The organism is Pseudomonas sp. GWSMS-1 (assembly GCF_049847425.1).
In the GTDB taxonomy this organism is placed as follows: domain Bacteria; phylum Pseudomonadota; class Gammaproteobacteria; order Pseudomonadales; family Pseudomonadaceae; genus Aquipseudomonas.
In genome coordinates this window covers 594,762-608,905 of the sequence record NZ_JBMHHV010000005.1, presented here as the reverse complement: position 1 = coordinate 608,905, position 14,144 = coordinate 594,762, and the positions used below count along the sequence as shown (strand labels likewise).

13 protein-coding genes are annotated in these 14,144 nt (G+C 54.9%); 3 read left to right on the top strand and 10 right to left on the bottom strand.

From position 1 onward, the window contains the following. Positions 1–819: 819 nt before the first annotated feature. Positions 820–1,200, top strand: coding sequence for a DUF3597 domain-containing protein (locus ACEPAJ_RS06190; RefSeq protein WP_425914158.1), 381 nt, complete (start codon positions 820–822; stop codon positions 1,198–1,200). 23 nt (positions 1,201–1,223) lie between these two features. Further along, complete coding sequence (locus tag ACEPAJ_RS06185) at positions 1,224–1,808, top strand: DUF937 domain-containing protein (protein ID WP_425914157.1); 585 nt, start codon at positions 1,224–1,226, stop codon at positions 1,806–1,808. A gap of 151 nt (positions 1,809–1,959) precedes the next feature. Here the strand turns inward: ACEPAJ_RS06185 and ACEPAJ_RS06180 are convergent, their stop codons facing one another. The 4 genes from ACEPAJ_RS06180 to ACEPAJ_RS06165 all read right to left on the bottom strand — a co-directional run bounded on the left by ACEPAJ_RS06180 (position 1,960) and on the right by ACEPAJ_RS06165 (position 5,872). Continuing rightward, a complete protein-coding gene (locus ACEPAJ_RS06180; RefSeq protein ID WP_425914156.1) occupies positions 1,960–2,247 on the bottom strand; it encodes an IPTL-CTERM sorting domain-containing protein in 288 nt (95 codons plus the stop codon). A gap of 815 nt (positions 2,248–3,062) precedes the next feature. Beyond that, entirely contained in the window at positions 3,063–3,287 is a 225-nt protein-coding gene (locus ACEPAJ_RS06175; protein WP_158234283.1) for a hypothetical protein, read from the bottom strand. 211 nt (positions 3,288–3,498) lie between these two features. After that, positions 3,499–4,020, bottom strand: a complete 522-nt coding sequence (locus ACEPAJ_RS06170; protein WP_139228023.1) for a hypothetical protein — start codon at positions 4,018–4,020, stop codon at positions 3,499–3,501. A gap of 421 nt (positions 4,021–4,441) precedes the next feature. Next, entirely contained in the window at positions 4,442–5,872 is a 1,431-nt protein-coding gene (locus tag ACEPAJ_RS06165) for an IS1182 family transposase (RefSeq protein WP_425914155.1), read from the bottom strand. A gap of 688 nt (positions 5,873–6,560) precedes the next feature. Between ACEPAJ_RS06165 and ACEPAJ_RS06160 the strand changes: the two genes are divergently transcribed. Further along, positions 6,561–7,604 (top strand): IS110-like element ISPpu25 family transposase, encoded by a 1,044-nt coding sequence (locus ACEPAJ_RS06160; RefSeq protein ID WP_425914154.1) that lies wholly within the window; start codon positions 6,561–6,563, stop codon positions 7,602–7,604. A gap of 277 nt (positions 7,605–7,881) precedes the next feature. Here the strand turns inward: ACEPAJ_RS06160 and ACEPAJ_RS06155 are convergent, their stop codons facing one another. The 6 genes from ACEPAJ_RS06155 to istA form a co-directional block, all read right to left on the bottom strand. Next, entirely contained in the window at positions 7,882–8,640 is a 759-nt protein-coding gene (locus tag ACEPAJ_RS06155) for a hypothetical protein (RefSeq protein WP_397497503.1), read from the bottom strand. Between the two features lie 111 nt (positions 8,641–8,751). Beyond that, positions 8,752–9,198, bottom strand: a complete 447-nt coding sequence (locus ACEPAJ_RS06150) for a hypothetical protein (RefSeq protein WP_094624792.1) — start codon at positions 9,196–9,198, stop codon at positions 8,752–8,754. Positions 9,199–9,271: 73 nt separating this feature from the next. Then, on the bottom strand, positions 9,272–10,300 hold the full coding sequence (locus ACEPAJ_RS06145) for an IS30-like element ISPa59 family transposase (RefSeq protein ID WP_153376404.1): 1,029 nt from the start codon (positions 10,298–10,300) through the stop codon (positions 9,272–9,274). Positions 10,301–11,305: 1,005 nt separating this feature from the next. Beyond that, complete coding sequence (locus ACEPAJ_RS06140; RefSeq protein ID WP_425914153.1) at positions 11,306–11,614, bottom strand: hypothetical protein; 309 nt, start codon at positions 11,612–11,614, stop codon at positions 11,306–11,308. Positions 11,615–11,824: 210 nt separating this feature from the next. Continuing rightward, positions 11,825–12,628, bottom strand: coding sequence for an IS21-like element ISPst3 family helper ATPase IstB (gene istB / locus ACEPAJ_RS06135; protein ID WP_003459721.1), 804 nt, complete (start codon positions 12,626–12,628; stop codon positions 11,825–11,827). Then, positions 12,621–14,120, bottom strand: coding sequence for an IS21 family transposase (istA, locus tag ACEPAJ_RS06130; protein ID WP_425917916.1), 1,500 nt, complete (start codon positions 14,118–14,120; stop codon positions 12,621–12,623). Before istA ends, istB begins: the two co-directional genes overlap by 8 nt. Positions 14,121–14,144 lie beyond the last annotated feature (24 nt).

The following is a 14,144-nucleotide window of genomic DNA, read 5'->3' as shown; positions in this document are numbered from 1 at the left end:
GGGTGTCGAGGTCAACACAGAGTGCCGCGAGCGCCACATACAAGCCCGCCCGCATCTGGCCAACTTCCACCATCGGTGGATGCTCCCTCACTGGGGGAAGACCACGACGAACCGCAGCACTTCATTCAAACCGCCGTCACGGCCTCACCTGAATGGCTGGCTGCGCGTGACGCCTTCTACCACCATCTGATGCCGTGCCGTGCGTGCCATGCGCCTGTGGGGCGGTACTGCCCTGCTGGTGCTGAGTTGCGCCAACGGTATGACCTGACGCCTATGGTGTAGCGACGGGAAAACCGTAGTGGCCGCACTGAATTGGAAACGCTGTTAGCACCTAAGGAAACACCCCTTACGCGCGGGGACTGTTAACTGGTACGAGAGGGCATACGCCCGGCCCGTTTACGCCTGGTGGAGTGTGTACCGCAGCAACAGCGCATGGCCTGAGGTATCCACAGTGCCATCCAGCAAAACGACGCATTGGGCCGCCAATTGGAAACGGTGTTAACACCCGAGTTAACACCCCTACGCACACGCAAGCGCGCTGGGTAATTGCGCAGACTTGACCACCCGCTTGCATCGGATTTGACCATCACGCTGCGTGGCTATGACCAGCAAAGAACGATTCATAGTTGCCGGTAGCGACAGGCAGAAATCGGCCAAGAGCGGACACTGGCGGTCGATGAATTCTGCGTGGCAAACAGATTGATCCCCCCTCACCGTCAAAACGCGATAATGTTCGACGGCAGCAGCGGGCCACGCTGCGCAAAGCTCACGTCCTGCATCTGGATGAGCGCGACCTTCAATGACTACAAGGAGACATCCATGTCCTTCTTCAGCAAGATCCTCAACGTACTAGGCATCAACACAGCCAATGCGGCAGATGAAGCAGAGATCCCGAGCGCGGACAGCACTCCTGACGTTGCAGCCCACGGCGCCATCCCTGTAGTCGACGTGGTTGCCCAACTGGAGCAGAAGGCTGCCGCCAACCCACAGAAGCTGAACTGGAAAACCTCTATCGTCGACCTGCTCAAGCTGCTCGACCTGGACAGCAGCCTGACAGCCCGTAAAGAACTGGCCACCGAGCTAGGCTGCCCTGCTAATCTGATGGAGGATTCCGCGCAGATGAACATGTGGCTGCACAAGCAAGTATTGGCCCGCATTGCCGAAAACGGCGGCAACATCCCAGCCGACCTACTCGACTGAGCACAGTGAAGGAGTTCTAGGTCATGCAGAGCACTGACATTCTCACGCAAATGGGAGGCATCCAGTCCATAGCCCAGGCACTTGGCGTGAGCGAGAACACCACCATGCAGGGCGCTGCAGCGCTGTTGCCGGCCATCCTCGGCGGCATGCATAAGCAGGTCCAGGCGCAAGCTGGCGGTTTCGGCAGCCTCGGGGGGCTGCTCGGGCAACTGACCGGTGGGAACAATAGCGGTGGTCTGCTAGGACAGGTGTTCGGCCAGATAGCTGGCCGCACCGACAACGCAACCAGTGGCGGCAACGACATCCTCGGACAGATCTTCGGCTCCAAGGATATCAGCCGCACGGTAGCAGACGATGCTGCCAGTCGCTCCGGGTTGGATGTCGGCTTGCTTAAGCAGATGCTCCCCCTGCTCGCCATGATGGTGACCAACTACCTGAGTCAGCAGAGTGCCGGCGCACAGCCGTCGGAAGGCCTCAGTGATCTGCTCTCCAGCAGCAAGAGCCAACAGTCGGGCGGCCTGTCTGGACTAGCGGCGATGCTGGACAGCAATGGCGACGGCAACGTGTTAGACGACATCCTGCGTATTGCTGGCAAGTCCCTGCGCTGAGTCACTCCTAAAGGTCGGGAAGCGAACCATCCCGACCTGCCGTCTCCCGGCGCCCTCAAACTCCGTGAAGGACCTATCCATGAAAGGAGAACTACCTCCTCTAACACCTATGGTAAAAGGGAAGCGGTGTCCCGTCTTTCAAGGGGCTCGCTCAACCAACTTCCTTATCTTCCCCTTTAACCGACAGCCGGCGCACACGGCGATAAAGAAGAGTACCCAAGAGTCCAGAAAGCAACATCGTGCTCCATCCACCTAGAGTCGGAACAGGCGCTATAGTTGACGGAGTTGCAGGGACAGGGGCGCTGATAGACTGAAATGTAAGATTAGACGTTCCCCCGTTAGACACATGAAAGGTATTTGCGGCAATCCCACTACCTGTAATTGCGGCGGGCGGATGTGCAACTGAAGAAATTGACGTCCAGGGTGAAGTCCGGCACATTGCAAAAGGCCGGAGGACTTGCACAATCGGCCTTAGTAAAGGTAGCTGGCCCGACCACCCCACCCGTAATATTAATTTCGTAATCAATCGAGTTATCTGCCCCGCCCCCGCACAGACCACCGCCTGAAATCGCCTGCCCATTACCGACAACAGCGTCATCGTACGTGATAAAGCCTGTCGCGGACTCACCACCACTGCCCGTCATTGTAAAGTCTACCCGTTGAACTGCTGCAAACAGATCAAAAGATAGGGCACTGAGAAGCACTGCCGAACAAACCAAGCCCATTCTCCAGTCGTGGCAAGCCCGTCGCAGTCAACTCAGACTAGATTAGATTTTTTTGGTTCGGCGAGATTTTGACAGACCGCTTTTGGCCGGTGCTAGCCGGTTGCGACCGACGTATTCCGGCCAATAGCAGCCAGTTGCGTCAGGCAGAAAAAACCCAAAGCGGCCAGTGGCTAAGGCAACAACTAGCCAGTTAGCGACGGCCTGACTTCGACCGTCGCTATACATGGTCAAACCTCGGTCTGCTCCGCCATTTCCAAGGCGTCGTCGACCTCAATCCCAAGATATCGAACGGTGCTCTCCAGCTTCGTATGGCCGAGCAGAAGTTGAACAGCCCGCAGGTTCTTCGTTCTGAGATAGATCAGTGATGCCTTCGTACGTCTCATTGTGTGCGACTGCTGCCGACCCAGAGCGGTCATTGCCTAATGTTTTTGTTATGGGGCGGCGAAACGTAGCGAGGAACGAGCGAAGTGTAACCGTCCCAGCCCAGAAGGGGCGATCACCAACTCATTGTTACACGAGATGATAACCATCACTTTACTGGTTTAGTTCCAATTGTTGGTGAATACATATCTTTAGCGTGTTTTATATGGCCATAAATTAAAAACGGAACTAGCCCCGCTAGAGCAATAATGTAGTGAGCCGGAGTTATCGGCTCAGAAAACTCTAGAAATATCCAGGCCAAGAAAAAGTACCCCATAAAAATAACGAAGAACACTTTGGATGAGTCACTAGAAAACACCCATTCTTCATTCATAGGTGTGTCTTGAATATTCTTTCCACACTTTGGACAGAGAAAACCAATTTTATAGCCTTCCTTGTACCCATCAATTGCCTCGATGGCAGGAAATTCTTCTTTACAGTAGCAGCATTGATAATTCATAAGACCGTATAACGATTAAGCTAAGGGGCCGGCTTTATCCGGTCCCAGCGAACGAAGTGAGCGATTTGAGCGCCCTGTTAGGTGATTAACCACGAGACACCCATTCTGAAACAATTGATCTTGCAAGAGTAAACTGCGGTAGCTTTGTTTGTGCATTGATGATTTTTGTAGCATCTGACAGAGTAGTGTTTTTAAATTCACACCTATTAAAATAGCTCTGCAGCTTTTGCTGATGTCGCTTAATTGGCCGCTCAACACCAGCCAAAACCCAATACACGATATGTGCCAATGCGTCTTCGTGTTTGCCTTCTAATTTTAAAATATTGGCCATTTCCTCATGAACACTGGCATCAAGGGCGAGGGCTTGCTTGGCCGTAAAATTTGAGCGATTGGCATGCTGCATGTAGAAGGACTTTTGTTCATGATACAATCCCCAAGCCTCATCATGTTGCTTGGACTTAACAGCAGCTTTGGCTTTATGAAGTGCTGCGGCGGCCTTTCCGAGGAAGTCATATTTCTCAAATTCTGATATGACTTTTTCTGTTTGACTCAGAGCTTCTGGATCAGCCTCCGGCTTTTTCTTTTTGAAGATACTGAATAAGTCCATTTAATTACCTAACTATAAATAGACACCAAATGGTGTGATAACGCTTTGACGGGTTTGGTGGATAACATTCCTTGTCCTCTTTTCTTTCCCTTTCTAACCCGGGTGTTGCAGCGGTCGGATGACCGTATGGGTAGAAGGCCACGGTAGCATCGTTCAGATGCGCGAACGAATTCGCTTCAGACACTACTCGATACGCGCTGAGCAAGTCCATTCCCAGTGACTCCTTTTGGCCGACTCCAGCCTGAAGTATCCGGCAGAAATCGGCCCAGAGCGTGTAAAAACACTTTCTTATCGTGCGTGCTTCAGCCCATCGCTCCTGGGCGTGGAGATTTCCCGATTATTTACCACGATCAGCGCCGGGAACGCTTCAGAGCGCGTATGAAGCGCTTTGGCACCTCTTGGGGCATTAAAAGCCGGGCTTTTACGCCGCCATCGCCTTCAACAAACCTTCGGTGCCGATGATTTTCATCACCCGCTTCAAGTTGTAGGCGAGCACATTCAAGCTCATTTCTGCGCTCACCCCGTTCAGTTTTCGAGTGAGGAAGTGCGTTGCCCCCATCCATTGTTTGAGCGTCCCGAAGGGATGCTCAACAGTCCGCTTTCGAACCCGCATCATCTCAGGTGCTTGGTTCAGCCGGCGTTGCATTTCCTCCAGCACAGCTTCATGTTCCCAGCGCCTTACTCGACGATTTGTGCTTGGCGTGCACTGGGTTTTCAGCGTGCAACTCTGGCATTTCGAACTCCAGTAGCAGTGCATATTCATGCCTTTCTCAACGCTGGAGAATCGCCAGATCAGTGCCTCTCCCGCTGGGCAGGTGTATTCGTTTTTCGTCGGGTCATACACGAAGGCATCTTTGTTGAATCGGCCATCAGCCTTGGCGCTTGAAGTCATTGGCTTAGGCACGTAGGCCGTGATGTTTGCGTCGTGACAGGCAAGGATTTCTTCACCCTTGAAGTAGCCTCGGTCAGCCACCACGGACAGCGTTTCTGTGCCGATAGCTTCACGAGCCTGCTTCGCCATTGAACTGAGTTGGTCACGGTCGGAACCGCTGTTGGTGACCTCATGAGCAACTATCAAATGGTGCTGCGTATCGACAGCCGTCTGCACGTTGTAGCCGACGATACCGCTGCCGCGCGTCATCATCGAACGGGCATCCGGGTCGGTCAGCGAAACCTGTTTGTCAGGAGAGTCGTTGAGCTGAGTTTCGATCCCCTGAAGCTCTTTCATCTGCGCTTTGAGCTTGGCGATTTTATCTTCCAGGTTGGCAGCCTCTGGCGCGGAGGCGCTAGGAATCTGTCGATCAGCCGCATCGAGCGCAGCCAAATAACGGCTGATGCTCGCCTCGATTTCTTCCATGCGCCGCTTCAGTTTGGCACTGGTGAAATTGCGGTCACGATTGTTCACTGCCTTGAATTTGCTGCCGTCGATGGCAACCAAGTTTTCGCCAAAAAAACCCAACTGCTGGCAGAGTAAAACGAACTGGCGGCAGACGCCGCGAATGGCCTTACTGTTGTCTTTTCGGAAGTTGGCGATGGTCTTGAAATCGGGCATCAAACGCCCGGTTAGCCACATGAGTTCGACGTTGCGCTGGGCTTCTCGCTCAAGACGTCGGCTCGATTGGATGCGGTTTAGGTAGCCGTAGATATAGATCTTCAGCAGGATCTCAGGGTGGTAGGCAGGTCTGCCTGTTTCGGCTGGAATGACGCCATCAAAATCCAGCTTGGCTAGGTCGAGTTCGTCGACGAAAACGTCGACCACACGTACCGGATTGGTATCGCTGACATAGTCGTCGAGGCTTTCGGGAAGCAAGGTGCTTTGACCTCGGTGTTCACCCTGGATAAACCGTTTCATGGGTTTCCCTTGCGATGAGATTCTCGGAAATCATAGCAAGGGTTTACCGGGACGTTTTTACACACTCTGGGCCAGAAGCGGACATTCACAGTGACTGAGGAATGAGGGGCGGGTCACTTTTGCTCGGATAACCTAACGCTTTTGTTCAGCGGTGCCCTTGCAGCGCAGCGAAAAGGGCATCCGGTGGAGGGCCGGCAGGCCCGAAACGTACTGGAACTAATGGTTAAATTTATTCCAAGGTTACGCCACAGCCTGGGCAGCGCACTTTGTCAGACCTTTTGAGGTCGAATACTGTCAGTCCGCCCATTTGCAGTGCAGACCCACATGCAGGGCAACGCCAAAAAATTCTTTTTAGAACATAGATTATTGCGACCACAGCAATGAGGAGACCGAATTCCGGCAACCCAAGTTCTGCATCCCTATCGGGATTAATGACACCCAAAATGAAAAAGCTGGCTAGAGCAACCAATACGGAGCTTAGACTAAATGCCCTGCGACGAGTCCGGAATTTTCGGGATAGCTCATCAGCGAAGTACACGGTTGCTCACCTCAATTTAACGTTTGGTTAAGGGGCGGGCTTTAGCCCGTCCCAGTGAGCGCAGCGAACGGTTTGAATGCTGTAATGGACTCTCCCCGCACCACGGTTCTATACCTAGAACTGCGGTGACTGATTATTGGGAGAGGCGTTATGAAGCGAATTGCGGTTGATCTGGCCAAGTCCGTTTACCAAGTTGCCGAGAGTGTCCGTTCCGGCCAGGTGGTGCAGCGCAAGCGGCTGAACCGAGAGGCGTTTAGGCGATATATACAGGAGCAAGCCGAGCCGGTCGAGTGGGTGATGGAAGCCTGTGGCACGGCTCACTACTGGGGGCGTGTCGCGCAAGCGCTGGGCCACCGGGTAAAACTGATTCATCCTCGATATGTACGGCCTTATCGTCGTCGCAACAAAACCGACCGTAACGACTGCGATGCCATGCTAGAAGCCTCGCGTTGCAAAGATATTCATCCAGTACCGGTGAAAACCCAGGAGCAACAGCTGTTACAGCAACTTCACGGTATGCGCGAAACCTGGAAGAAGAGCCGTACCCAGCGCATCAACCTGCTGCGCGGTATTTTGCGCGAGGCGGGTATCGAAGCCCCAACCGCCACCGCCGCGTTTATCCGTGCCGCTCATGAATTAGTTGAGCGCCCAGAGATCGCGCCTTTGAGTCATCAACTGCATATCGTCCTGGCGGAAATCAACCTGCACGAACAGTGCATGGTCGAGTGCGAACAGCAACTCAAGCGCTGGCATGCCGACGATGAAGTGGTACGTAAACTCGATGAGGTCAGCGGTATTGGTCTACTAACCGCCAGCGCCCTGAAAACCGCAGTAGGCAAGCCCGAGCGCTTTACTAATGGCCGCCAACTCAGCGCTTGGTTGGGCATGACACCGCGTGAATTCAGCAGCGGCGACCGACGTAAACTGGGCCACATCAGCCGACAGGGCAACGTCTATGTGCGCACCTTATTGATCCACGGTTCGCGAGCGGCCTTGCTGGCGGCACAGCGATGTCAGGCCCGCACGCCGGAGAAACTGACCCAGTTACAACGCTGGGCCGTCGAGACAGCGGCACGTATCGGTCACAACAAAGCAGCTGTGGCGCTGGCCAATAAACTGGTAAGGATTTGCTGGGCTGTGTGGTGCAACGAGCGGCGTTTCAGTGGTGACTGGCAAAGCGTAAAGCCCGCCTGACGGCGGAGTAATCAGCAAGGTGTGATGGTCTTCTTGTGGTTGTGGTGAGCAGCAACACTGTCGAAACAGGCGAGTCCTGCAACGGAATAAGGCCGATAACAATCATGATCTTCGTGATCGATTGAACGCTTGGCCCCCGCTGCGCGAACTACAGAGTGGCCAGGGCAGTAAAGCCCAAAACAGGCCGGATATACGAATGCAACCGCGCTGACGACAGGGTTAGGAAAGCTTTGCTCACTACTTGTGGGGAGAGTCCATATACCAGTTGTTAGAGGTATTACCCTCGGTATATTCCGAAGGACTCCAGAAAACTAACGATGTTATCGTTTAGCTGGCTAGTGATCTGTTCAAATTTGATGTGGTCAGATGATTTTTCAGACCAGTCAATCGAGCGGTCTAGAAGGTCGTTCAGCCAAGTTAGTTGTCCTGCTGTTATTTTATGCCCATCGTCACGCATGAGTTTACATGCAGCAAGGTAATTCATTGCAACAAGCCGATAAAGCAGAGCAACTTGTGCGCTCTGGCTAAGAATTGCTTGGCGGCTCATGTCTCCGAAAAGTTCGTCGACAGGCGTACGGTCTGGAATGGCATCAAGAGAAATGTCGAATTCTTTTTTAAGCTGTGCTGCTGCGTATTCTATGTTTATTTCTGGTGAGGCTTCAGTCTCTTTAATTGCGGGTGGAGAAACGGCGGCTTCAATTTTTGCTTTGGCAATTGCTGCGGAAAATTTCATCCATCTTTCTTGAGATATTGTGCCGCTGTTAATTCCAAAGCGTGAAATTGATTGTATTCTGGAGTACAGTTGGTTGGCTGTGTCTCGGAGTCCGTGCTTAAGAATTCCGCAGTAATAAAGGGTTGCAATGTAAAGTGCGCCTTCGTCTGCAGACATTTTTGAGTTCCAAGCGTTATCAATTAGCTCAAGATAAGCCAGCATCCCTGGGAAGTTTTTATTGTTGCGTGTTTCTATTTGATATTCATTATTGAGCTTCGTATCAACAATGCCGTTGTACTTTTTTCTCCCGCCTAAGCCGAACATGTTGATTTACCTCTAACGCTGAGCTTAGCGGCGACCTTGTAATGGAGGCGCAGCCGCAATGAAAAGGGCGTCCGGCGGCCATCGGCCGCGTACTACAGCGACTTGTTAAATTTATCTCTTGCCATAGTAGGCATTAAGCAATTTCGCATCATCCTCACAGAGGTGTTGCCGCTTACGAACAATGAAACTCTCATAGTCATGATCTTCTGCTTTTACCAAAAGATAGCAGGACCAACCGCCACTCCGGCCTATCGATATGGACCAGAAACGTTCTATTTTTTCTGGATCTAATGAGACACGCTGCCCATTTTTCTGCTCCAGAGTTACACCGCTCTCGTCGTATGCGAGTCTCCCAAATTTATTGCTTAGCGCGTCATATTCCCAGTAAAAAAGCAACGATGCCGTACACAAGGCCCAAAAAAGCTTCAGTAGAGACCCTCTACGCTTGTGGTAGCTATAGATGAGTGCGAAGGGAATGAGCCAAAAGTAAAAGCGCAACATCCCCAAGCCCGCGTAAAAGACATTTTCCGAAAAGCTATATGCGTACTCGATTTCCATATCAATTTAACAGTGATTAGACCGAACGCTCGACTAATACGCAGGGCGGTTGCAGGAGCTGAGTGCAACACGGTCATTGAATTGAAGCTGGAGCATCATGCCGCATAGCCATGGCCTTCTGCATCACCTCACCCATAACTTCGATGGGGCACTTGAAGTCGAAGCGCTTACGCGGTCGCATGTTCAGTTGCAGTGCAATAGCGTCGAGTTCTTCTTGGCTGTGTACCGACAAGTCCGTGCCCTTGGGCAGGTACTGGCGGATCAGGCCATTGATGTTTTCGTTGCTGCCGCGTTGCCAAGGGCTATGCGGATCGCAGAAGTAAATCGCCACCCCGGTCTGCTGGGTGATTTCAGCATGCCGCGCCATTTCTCGGCCCTGGTCGTAGGTCATGCTCTTGCGCATCGCCAGCGGCATGCCATTGAGCGCTGCACTGAAGCCTTCCATCGCCGAGGTCGCCGTCGCGTCGTTCATCTTTACCAGCATCAGGTAGCCACTGGTGCGCTCTACCAGCGTGCCTACAGACGAGGCGTTGGCCTTGCCCTTGATCAGATCGCCTTCCCAATGCCCTGGCATCAGTCGGTCTTCGATCTCCGGTGGGCGCACATGGATGCTGACCATCTCGGGGATCTGGCCACGCCGATCCACGCCGCCAGAGCGCGGCCGGCGCGTCGTCTTACTTTGGCGCAGGCAGATGATCAGCTCCTTACGCAGCTCGCCGACCGGCAAGGCATAGATGGCGTTATAGATCGTCTCGCGACAGACGTATGCATCTCTGAGGCTGGGAATGTTCATGCTGCGCAGCTTGCCGGCAATCTGCTCGGGAGACAAACGCTCGCGCAGCATATGGGCCACCAACTGAAAGCGCTCACCACCCGGCAACAGCTTTCGTTTCGGTCGACAGCCTTGGCGGCGGGCCTGCATCTGCTGCTGGGCCATGCGGGCCGAGTAGCCACCACAGACATCTCGATTGCGGCGCAGCTCCCGGCTGATGGTCGAAGGGGATCGGGTGATCAAGCAAGCAATCTTGCGCAGGCTGAACCCTTGGGCACGGCTGATTTGAATGGTGGCGCGTTCTTCAACGCTGAGTTCGGAATAAGACATAGGGGCAGCACCGTACCGGAAAGGTCAGGTGTTGCACTCAGTTTTTGCCGCCGCCCAGCCTAACATTTCGCTAACAATGTTGACTTTTCTCTTGCGGATCAGTGTTTTATGCATCTTTCACTCCCTTCTGCTGCGACGTTATATCGAACGCGGTATAAGCCAGTTATAGCCGAATGCGGCATAAGCCCGCGCTTCACAGCATGTCGCCAAAGCTAGCAGGAATGAATGCTTGTGTGAGATAAGCAAGGCATCCATGCCGCCGAAGATGGGACTGCGCGTGAGCAGTTGTTTCCATAATGCTTTTTCTGCTGTTGATTGCCAAGAAATTAGTGGCCGCTTCTGGCCGCTCTCTGCCGATCATGGTTACAAAGGCTGCTGGTCAAATCCGATGCAATCGGTGGTCAGGGCGAATGCAACCGGGTGGTCAAGCGGGGTGCAATTTCGCAGCCGGCTACCTCATAAAACCTCAGTTCTGCCCGCCCTCTAACCTGTTAAAACCTGTGGTTTAGGCAAGCCGCAGAACCTCACAAAACCTCACTTTTAGGTAAGCGTTTTACTGTCACTGATATGACCGAAGACCGCCGCCCTAGAGCGGTCAAAGCGTATTACCGGCACCGAGTTTCGTAACAGATACGCGCGTGCGCGCGAGGCCGGCGTGTTGACAAAAGTTTACATGGCGGAGGACGGCCTTCATTGCATCGCAGCACCCGCCTAGTTTCGGGAGCAGAACGCGCGCGTACGCGAGGCCGGCGTGCTAACAAAAGCTAACCTTCTGGCCGTGATTACTGCGCCCGGCAATGCGTGATGCTGCTGTCAAAAGCTTACATTCAGGCGGCAGGCTGTCTTGATTGCATGGCGGTACCCGCATAGTTTCGGGAACAGTACGCGCGCGTACGCGAGGCAAGCGGGTATTACCGTGCGTGCATCACACGTTTCCAAACGAGAGGTTTCCACCATAGTTGCCAGCAAATAGCCCGTTTCTCGCAGCTCTACGCGACATTGCGCTTAGCGCTCCGGCGTAACCTCTTCCACCAGAAAGCCTTCAAGGTCATAACCTTTTTCTGTCAGCCGCATATTGAGGCGCAGGTCATCACAGAAGATTGTCAGCTGTCCGCCGCAGCCTGGATGCTCGAGGCCGATAGGTTCAGGCACTGGCTCTGGATCGTAGTACTTGGCCTCATGCGGTGGCAGCTGTAGGCAATCATCAGACCCGCAGCTCAGGCAGCGCCCCCGGCTCACTCTTGAGGACAACGCTTCGCGCGCCAACTGATATTCAGCGAGCGCCTCCGCTGCTGATTCGACTTCGCCCTCCAATATCATCTGCCTGGTGTGTTGGCGCTGATGGAAAATTGACCCACCCTGCCGATTGAAATTTGACCCAGGGCGGATTGCTGATTTTGTTACCAGCAACTGTGGATAAGTCTACCAGCGCAGCTGCTGTTGCCCCCACTCCTTCGCTAGCCCAGTTCAGTTGTTTAAGACCTGCCACATGCAGCCATGTAGCAGGCCGTCGTCGCCATGAAATCAGAACGGCTCATCGTCCTCCGGTTCTTGGCCGCCCTTACGCTTTCGCTCCCGTGATTTGATCTTGGCCTGGGCCGCCAAGCTACTGTGTTGCAGTCGATAGGACTCGTTACCGGTTTCGACGATGTGGCAGTGGTGGGTCAGCCGATCCAGCAGGGCGGTGGTCATCTTGGCGTCGCCGAACACGCTCGACCATTCGGCGAAGCTCAGGTTGGTGGTGATCACCACGCTGGTGTGTTCGTACAGCTTGGACAGCAGGTGAAACAGCAACGCACCGCCAGCCTGGCTGAACGGCAGATAACCCAGTTCGTCGAGGATGACCAGATCCATGCGCAGCAGTGCCTGGGCGATCCGCCCGGCTTTGCCGTCGTGTTTTTCGCGCTCCAGCAGATTGACCAGATCGACCGTGGAGTAGAAGCGCACGCGCTTACCGTGCCGGGTGATGCCGGACACGGCCAGCGCGGTGGCTAGGTGGGTTTTACCGGTGCCTGGCCCACCGATCAGCACCACGTTCTGCGCGGTGTCGGTAAAGCTCAGATTGGCCAGCTCGCTGATCAAGCGAGCGTCGGCGCTGGAGGCGCTGAAGTCGAAGCCGGCCAGATCGCGGTGCATCGGCAGCTTGGCCATGTTCATCTGGTGGCTCACCGAGCGCATGGCGCGATCTGTGTGCTCTTGTTCCAGCAGGTGTTCGAGCAGCCACTTGGACGAGGCTGTGTTCGACTCACCCTGTGCAGTTAACTCCGCCCAGGCCGTGGCCATGCCGTGCAGGCGCAGCTCCTTGAGTTCCGCCATCAAATCACGCATGACCGACCTCCTCGGCCTGGCCACGCAGGCGGTCGTAGCGCGCCGTGTTAGCGACGGGGGCTTCCTTGAGCGACAAGTGGGTTTCGACGCTGGGTGGTGGTTCGGATGCTGTCAGCCGTGCCACGACATTGAGGATGTGTTCGGCGCTCAGGCTGCCGCTCTCCAGTACCAGCTCAACGGCTACCAGCACGGCATCGAGTCCGGCGACCGGTACGGCAGCCAGGACTTGCGCCATGATCCGGTCACCGCCGGCATGACGCCCCAGACCGTGCTTAAGCTGACGCAGCGGCGCTGGCAGATCAGTAAAGGGCGCTCCGTTGCGCAGCGCGCCGGGCTTGCGCTCAATCAGCGGGATGTAGTGCTGCCAGTCGTAGCTGACCTGTTCGCGATCCAGCAAGCGCGCATGGCTGGCAATCAGCGCATCATCGGCCACCACCTCGATGCGGGTCGGATACAAACGGCTGCTGACCCACTTACCCGCGTACTCACACGGCACCGAGTAACGGTTGCGCCCGACGCTGACCAGGCAGGTGCTGGAGACCCGCGCAGGCCGCTCGACGTAACCGTCGAATGGCGCTGGCACAGGCATCAGTTCGGCGCGCTCCAACTCCAGTACCTCGGCCACACTGAGCCCGCTGTATTGAGGGTGCGTCAGCTCGTTCCAAAGCGCGCGGCAGCGCTGGCCCAGCCAGGCATTGAGTTCCTCGAAGGAGTGAAACTGGCAGTCCTGGGCGTCTAGCCAGATACGCCTGCGGCTGTCTTGCACGTTCTTTTCAACGATGCCCTTTTCCCAACCAGCGGCGACGTTGCAGAAGTCCGGATCGAACAGGTAATGCGCGCACATCACCGCAAAGCGCGCATTCACCGCCCGGCCTTTGCCCTTATTGACCTTGTCGACGGCGGTCTTCATGTTGTCGTAGATGCCCCGGCGCGGCACGCCGCCCAAGGAGCCGAACGAGCGTGTATGGGCGTCAAATAACATCTCATGGCCCTGGCTCGGATACGCCACAAGCCAGAACGCACGGCTGGCACACAGCTTCAGATGTGCCACCTGCATACGCCGGTAAATGCCGCCGACCAGCAAGCCTTCCTCGCTCCAGTCAAACTGAAACGCCTCGCCAAGAGCAAAGGTCAGCGGCACAAAGGCCTGCGACGCCTTGCCCTGTCCCCCTCGCCAGGCACGGATAAACGCGGTGAGCTGGCTGTAGCCACCGTCATAACCTTCGGCTTTGATTTGCGCCAACAGCGCCTTGGCACTGCGCCGCTGTTGCTTGGGCCGCAGCGAATCGGCTTTTAGCGCCTGCTCCAGCGTGGCGTGAAAAGGGCTGAGTTTGTTGAAGATCGCGCGGCGTTGGTAGACCGGCGGCTTGGCCTCAGGTGCTCTGACCCACTTGCGAATCGTGTTGCGCGCCAACCCGGTGCGCTTGGCTATCTCATGCAGCGACAGCTTGTCGCGGAAATACATCCGGCGGATTTTGCCCATCATTTCCATACTGATCACCCTGTGTTCTCCTGC

Excerpts from the sequence above, each read along its gene's own strand:
- ACEPAJ_RS06190 (WP_425914158.1), top strand. The coding sequence starts at position 820 with ATGTCCTTCTTCAGCAAGATCCTCAACGTACTAGGCATCAACACAGCC.
- ACEPAJ_RS06185 (WP_425914157.1), top strand. The coding sequence starts at position 1,224 with ATGCAGAGCACTGACATTCTCACGCAAATGGGAGGCATCCAGTCCATA.
- ACEPAJ_RS06180 (WP_425914156.1), bottom strand. The coding sequence starts at position 2,247 with ATGTGCCGGACTTCACCCTGGACGTCAATTTCTTCAGTTGCACATCCG.
- ACEPAJ_RS06175 (WP_158234283.1), bottom strand. The coding sequence starts at position 3,287 with ATGAATGAAGAATGGGTGTTTTCTAGTGACTCATCCAAAGTGTTCTTC.
- ACEPAJ_RS06170 (WP_139228023.1), bottom strand. The coding sequence starts at position 4,020 with ATGGACTTATTCAGTATCTTCAAAAAGAAAAAGCCGGAGGCTGATCCA.
- ACEPAJ_RS06165 (WP_425914155.1), bottom strand. The coding sequence starts at position 5,872 with ATGAAACGGTTTATCCAGGGTGAACACCGAGGTCAAAGCACCTTGCTT.
- ACEPAJ_RS06160 (WP_425914154.1), top strand. The coding sequence starts at position 6,561 with ATGAAGCGAATTGCGGTTGATCTGGCCAAGTCCGTTTACCAAGTTGCC.
- ACEPAJ_RS06155 (WP_397497503.1), bottom strand. The coding sequence starts at position 8,640 with ATGTTCGGCTTAGGCGGGAGAAAAAAGTACAACGGCATTGTTGATACG.
- ACEPAJ_RS06150 (WP_094624792.1), bottom strand. The coding sequence starts at position 9,198 with ATGGAAATCGAGTACGCATATAGCTTTTCGGAAAATGTCTTTTACGCG.
- ACEPAJ_RS06145 (WP_153376404.1), bottom strand. The coding sequence starts at position 10,300 with ATGTCTTATTCCGAACTCAGCGTTGAAGAACGCGCCACCATTCAAATC.
- istB (WP_003459721.1), bottom strand. The coding sequence starts at position 12,628 with ATGCGTGATTTGATGGCGGAACTCAAGGAGCTGCGCCTGCACGGCATG.
- istA (WP_425917916.1), bottom strand. The coding sequence starts at position 14,120 with ATGGAAATGATGGGCAAAATCCGCCGGATGTATTTCCGCGACAAGCTG.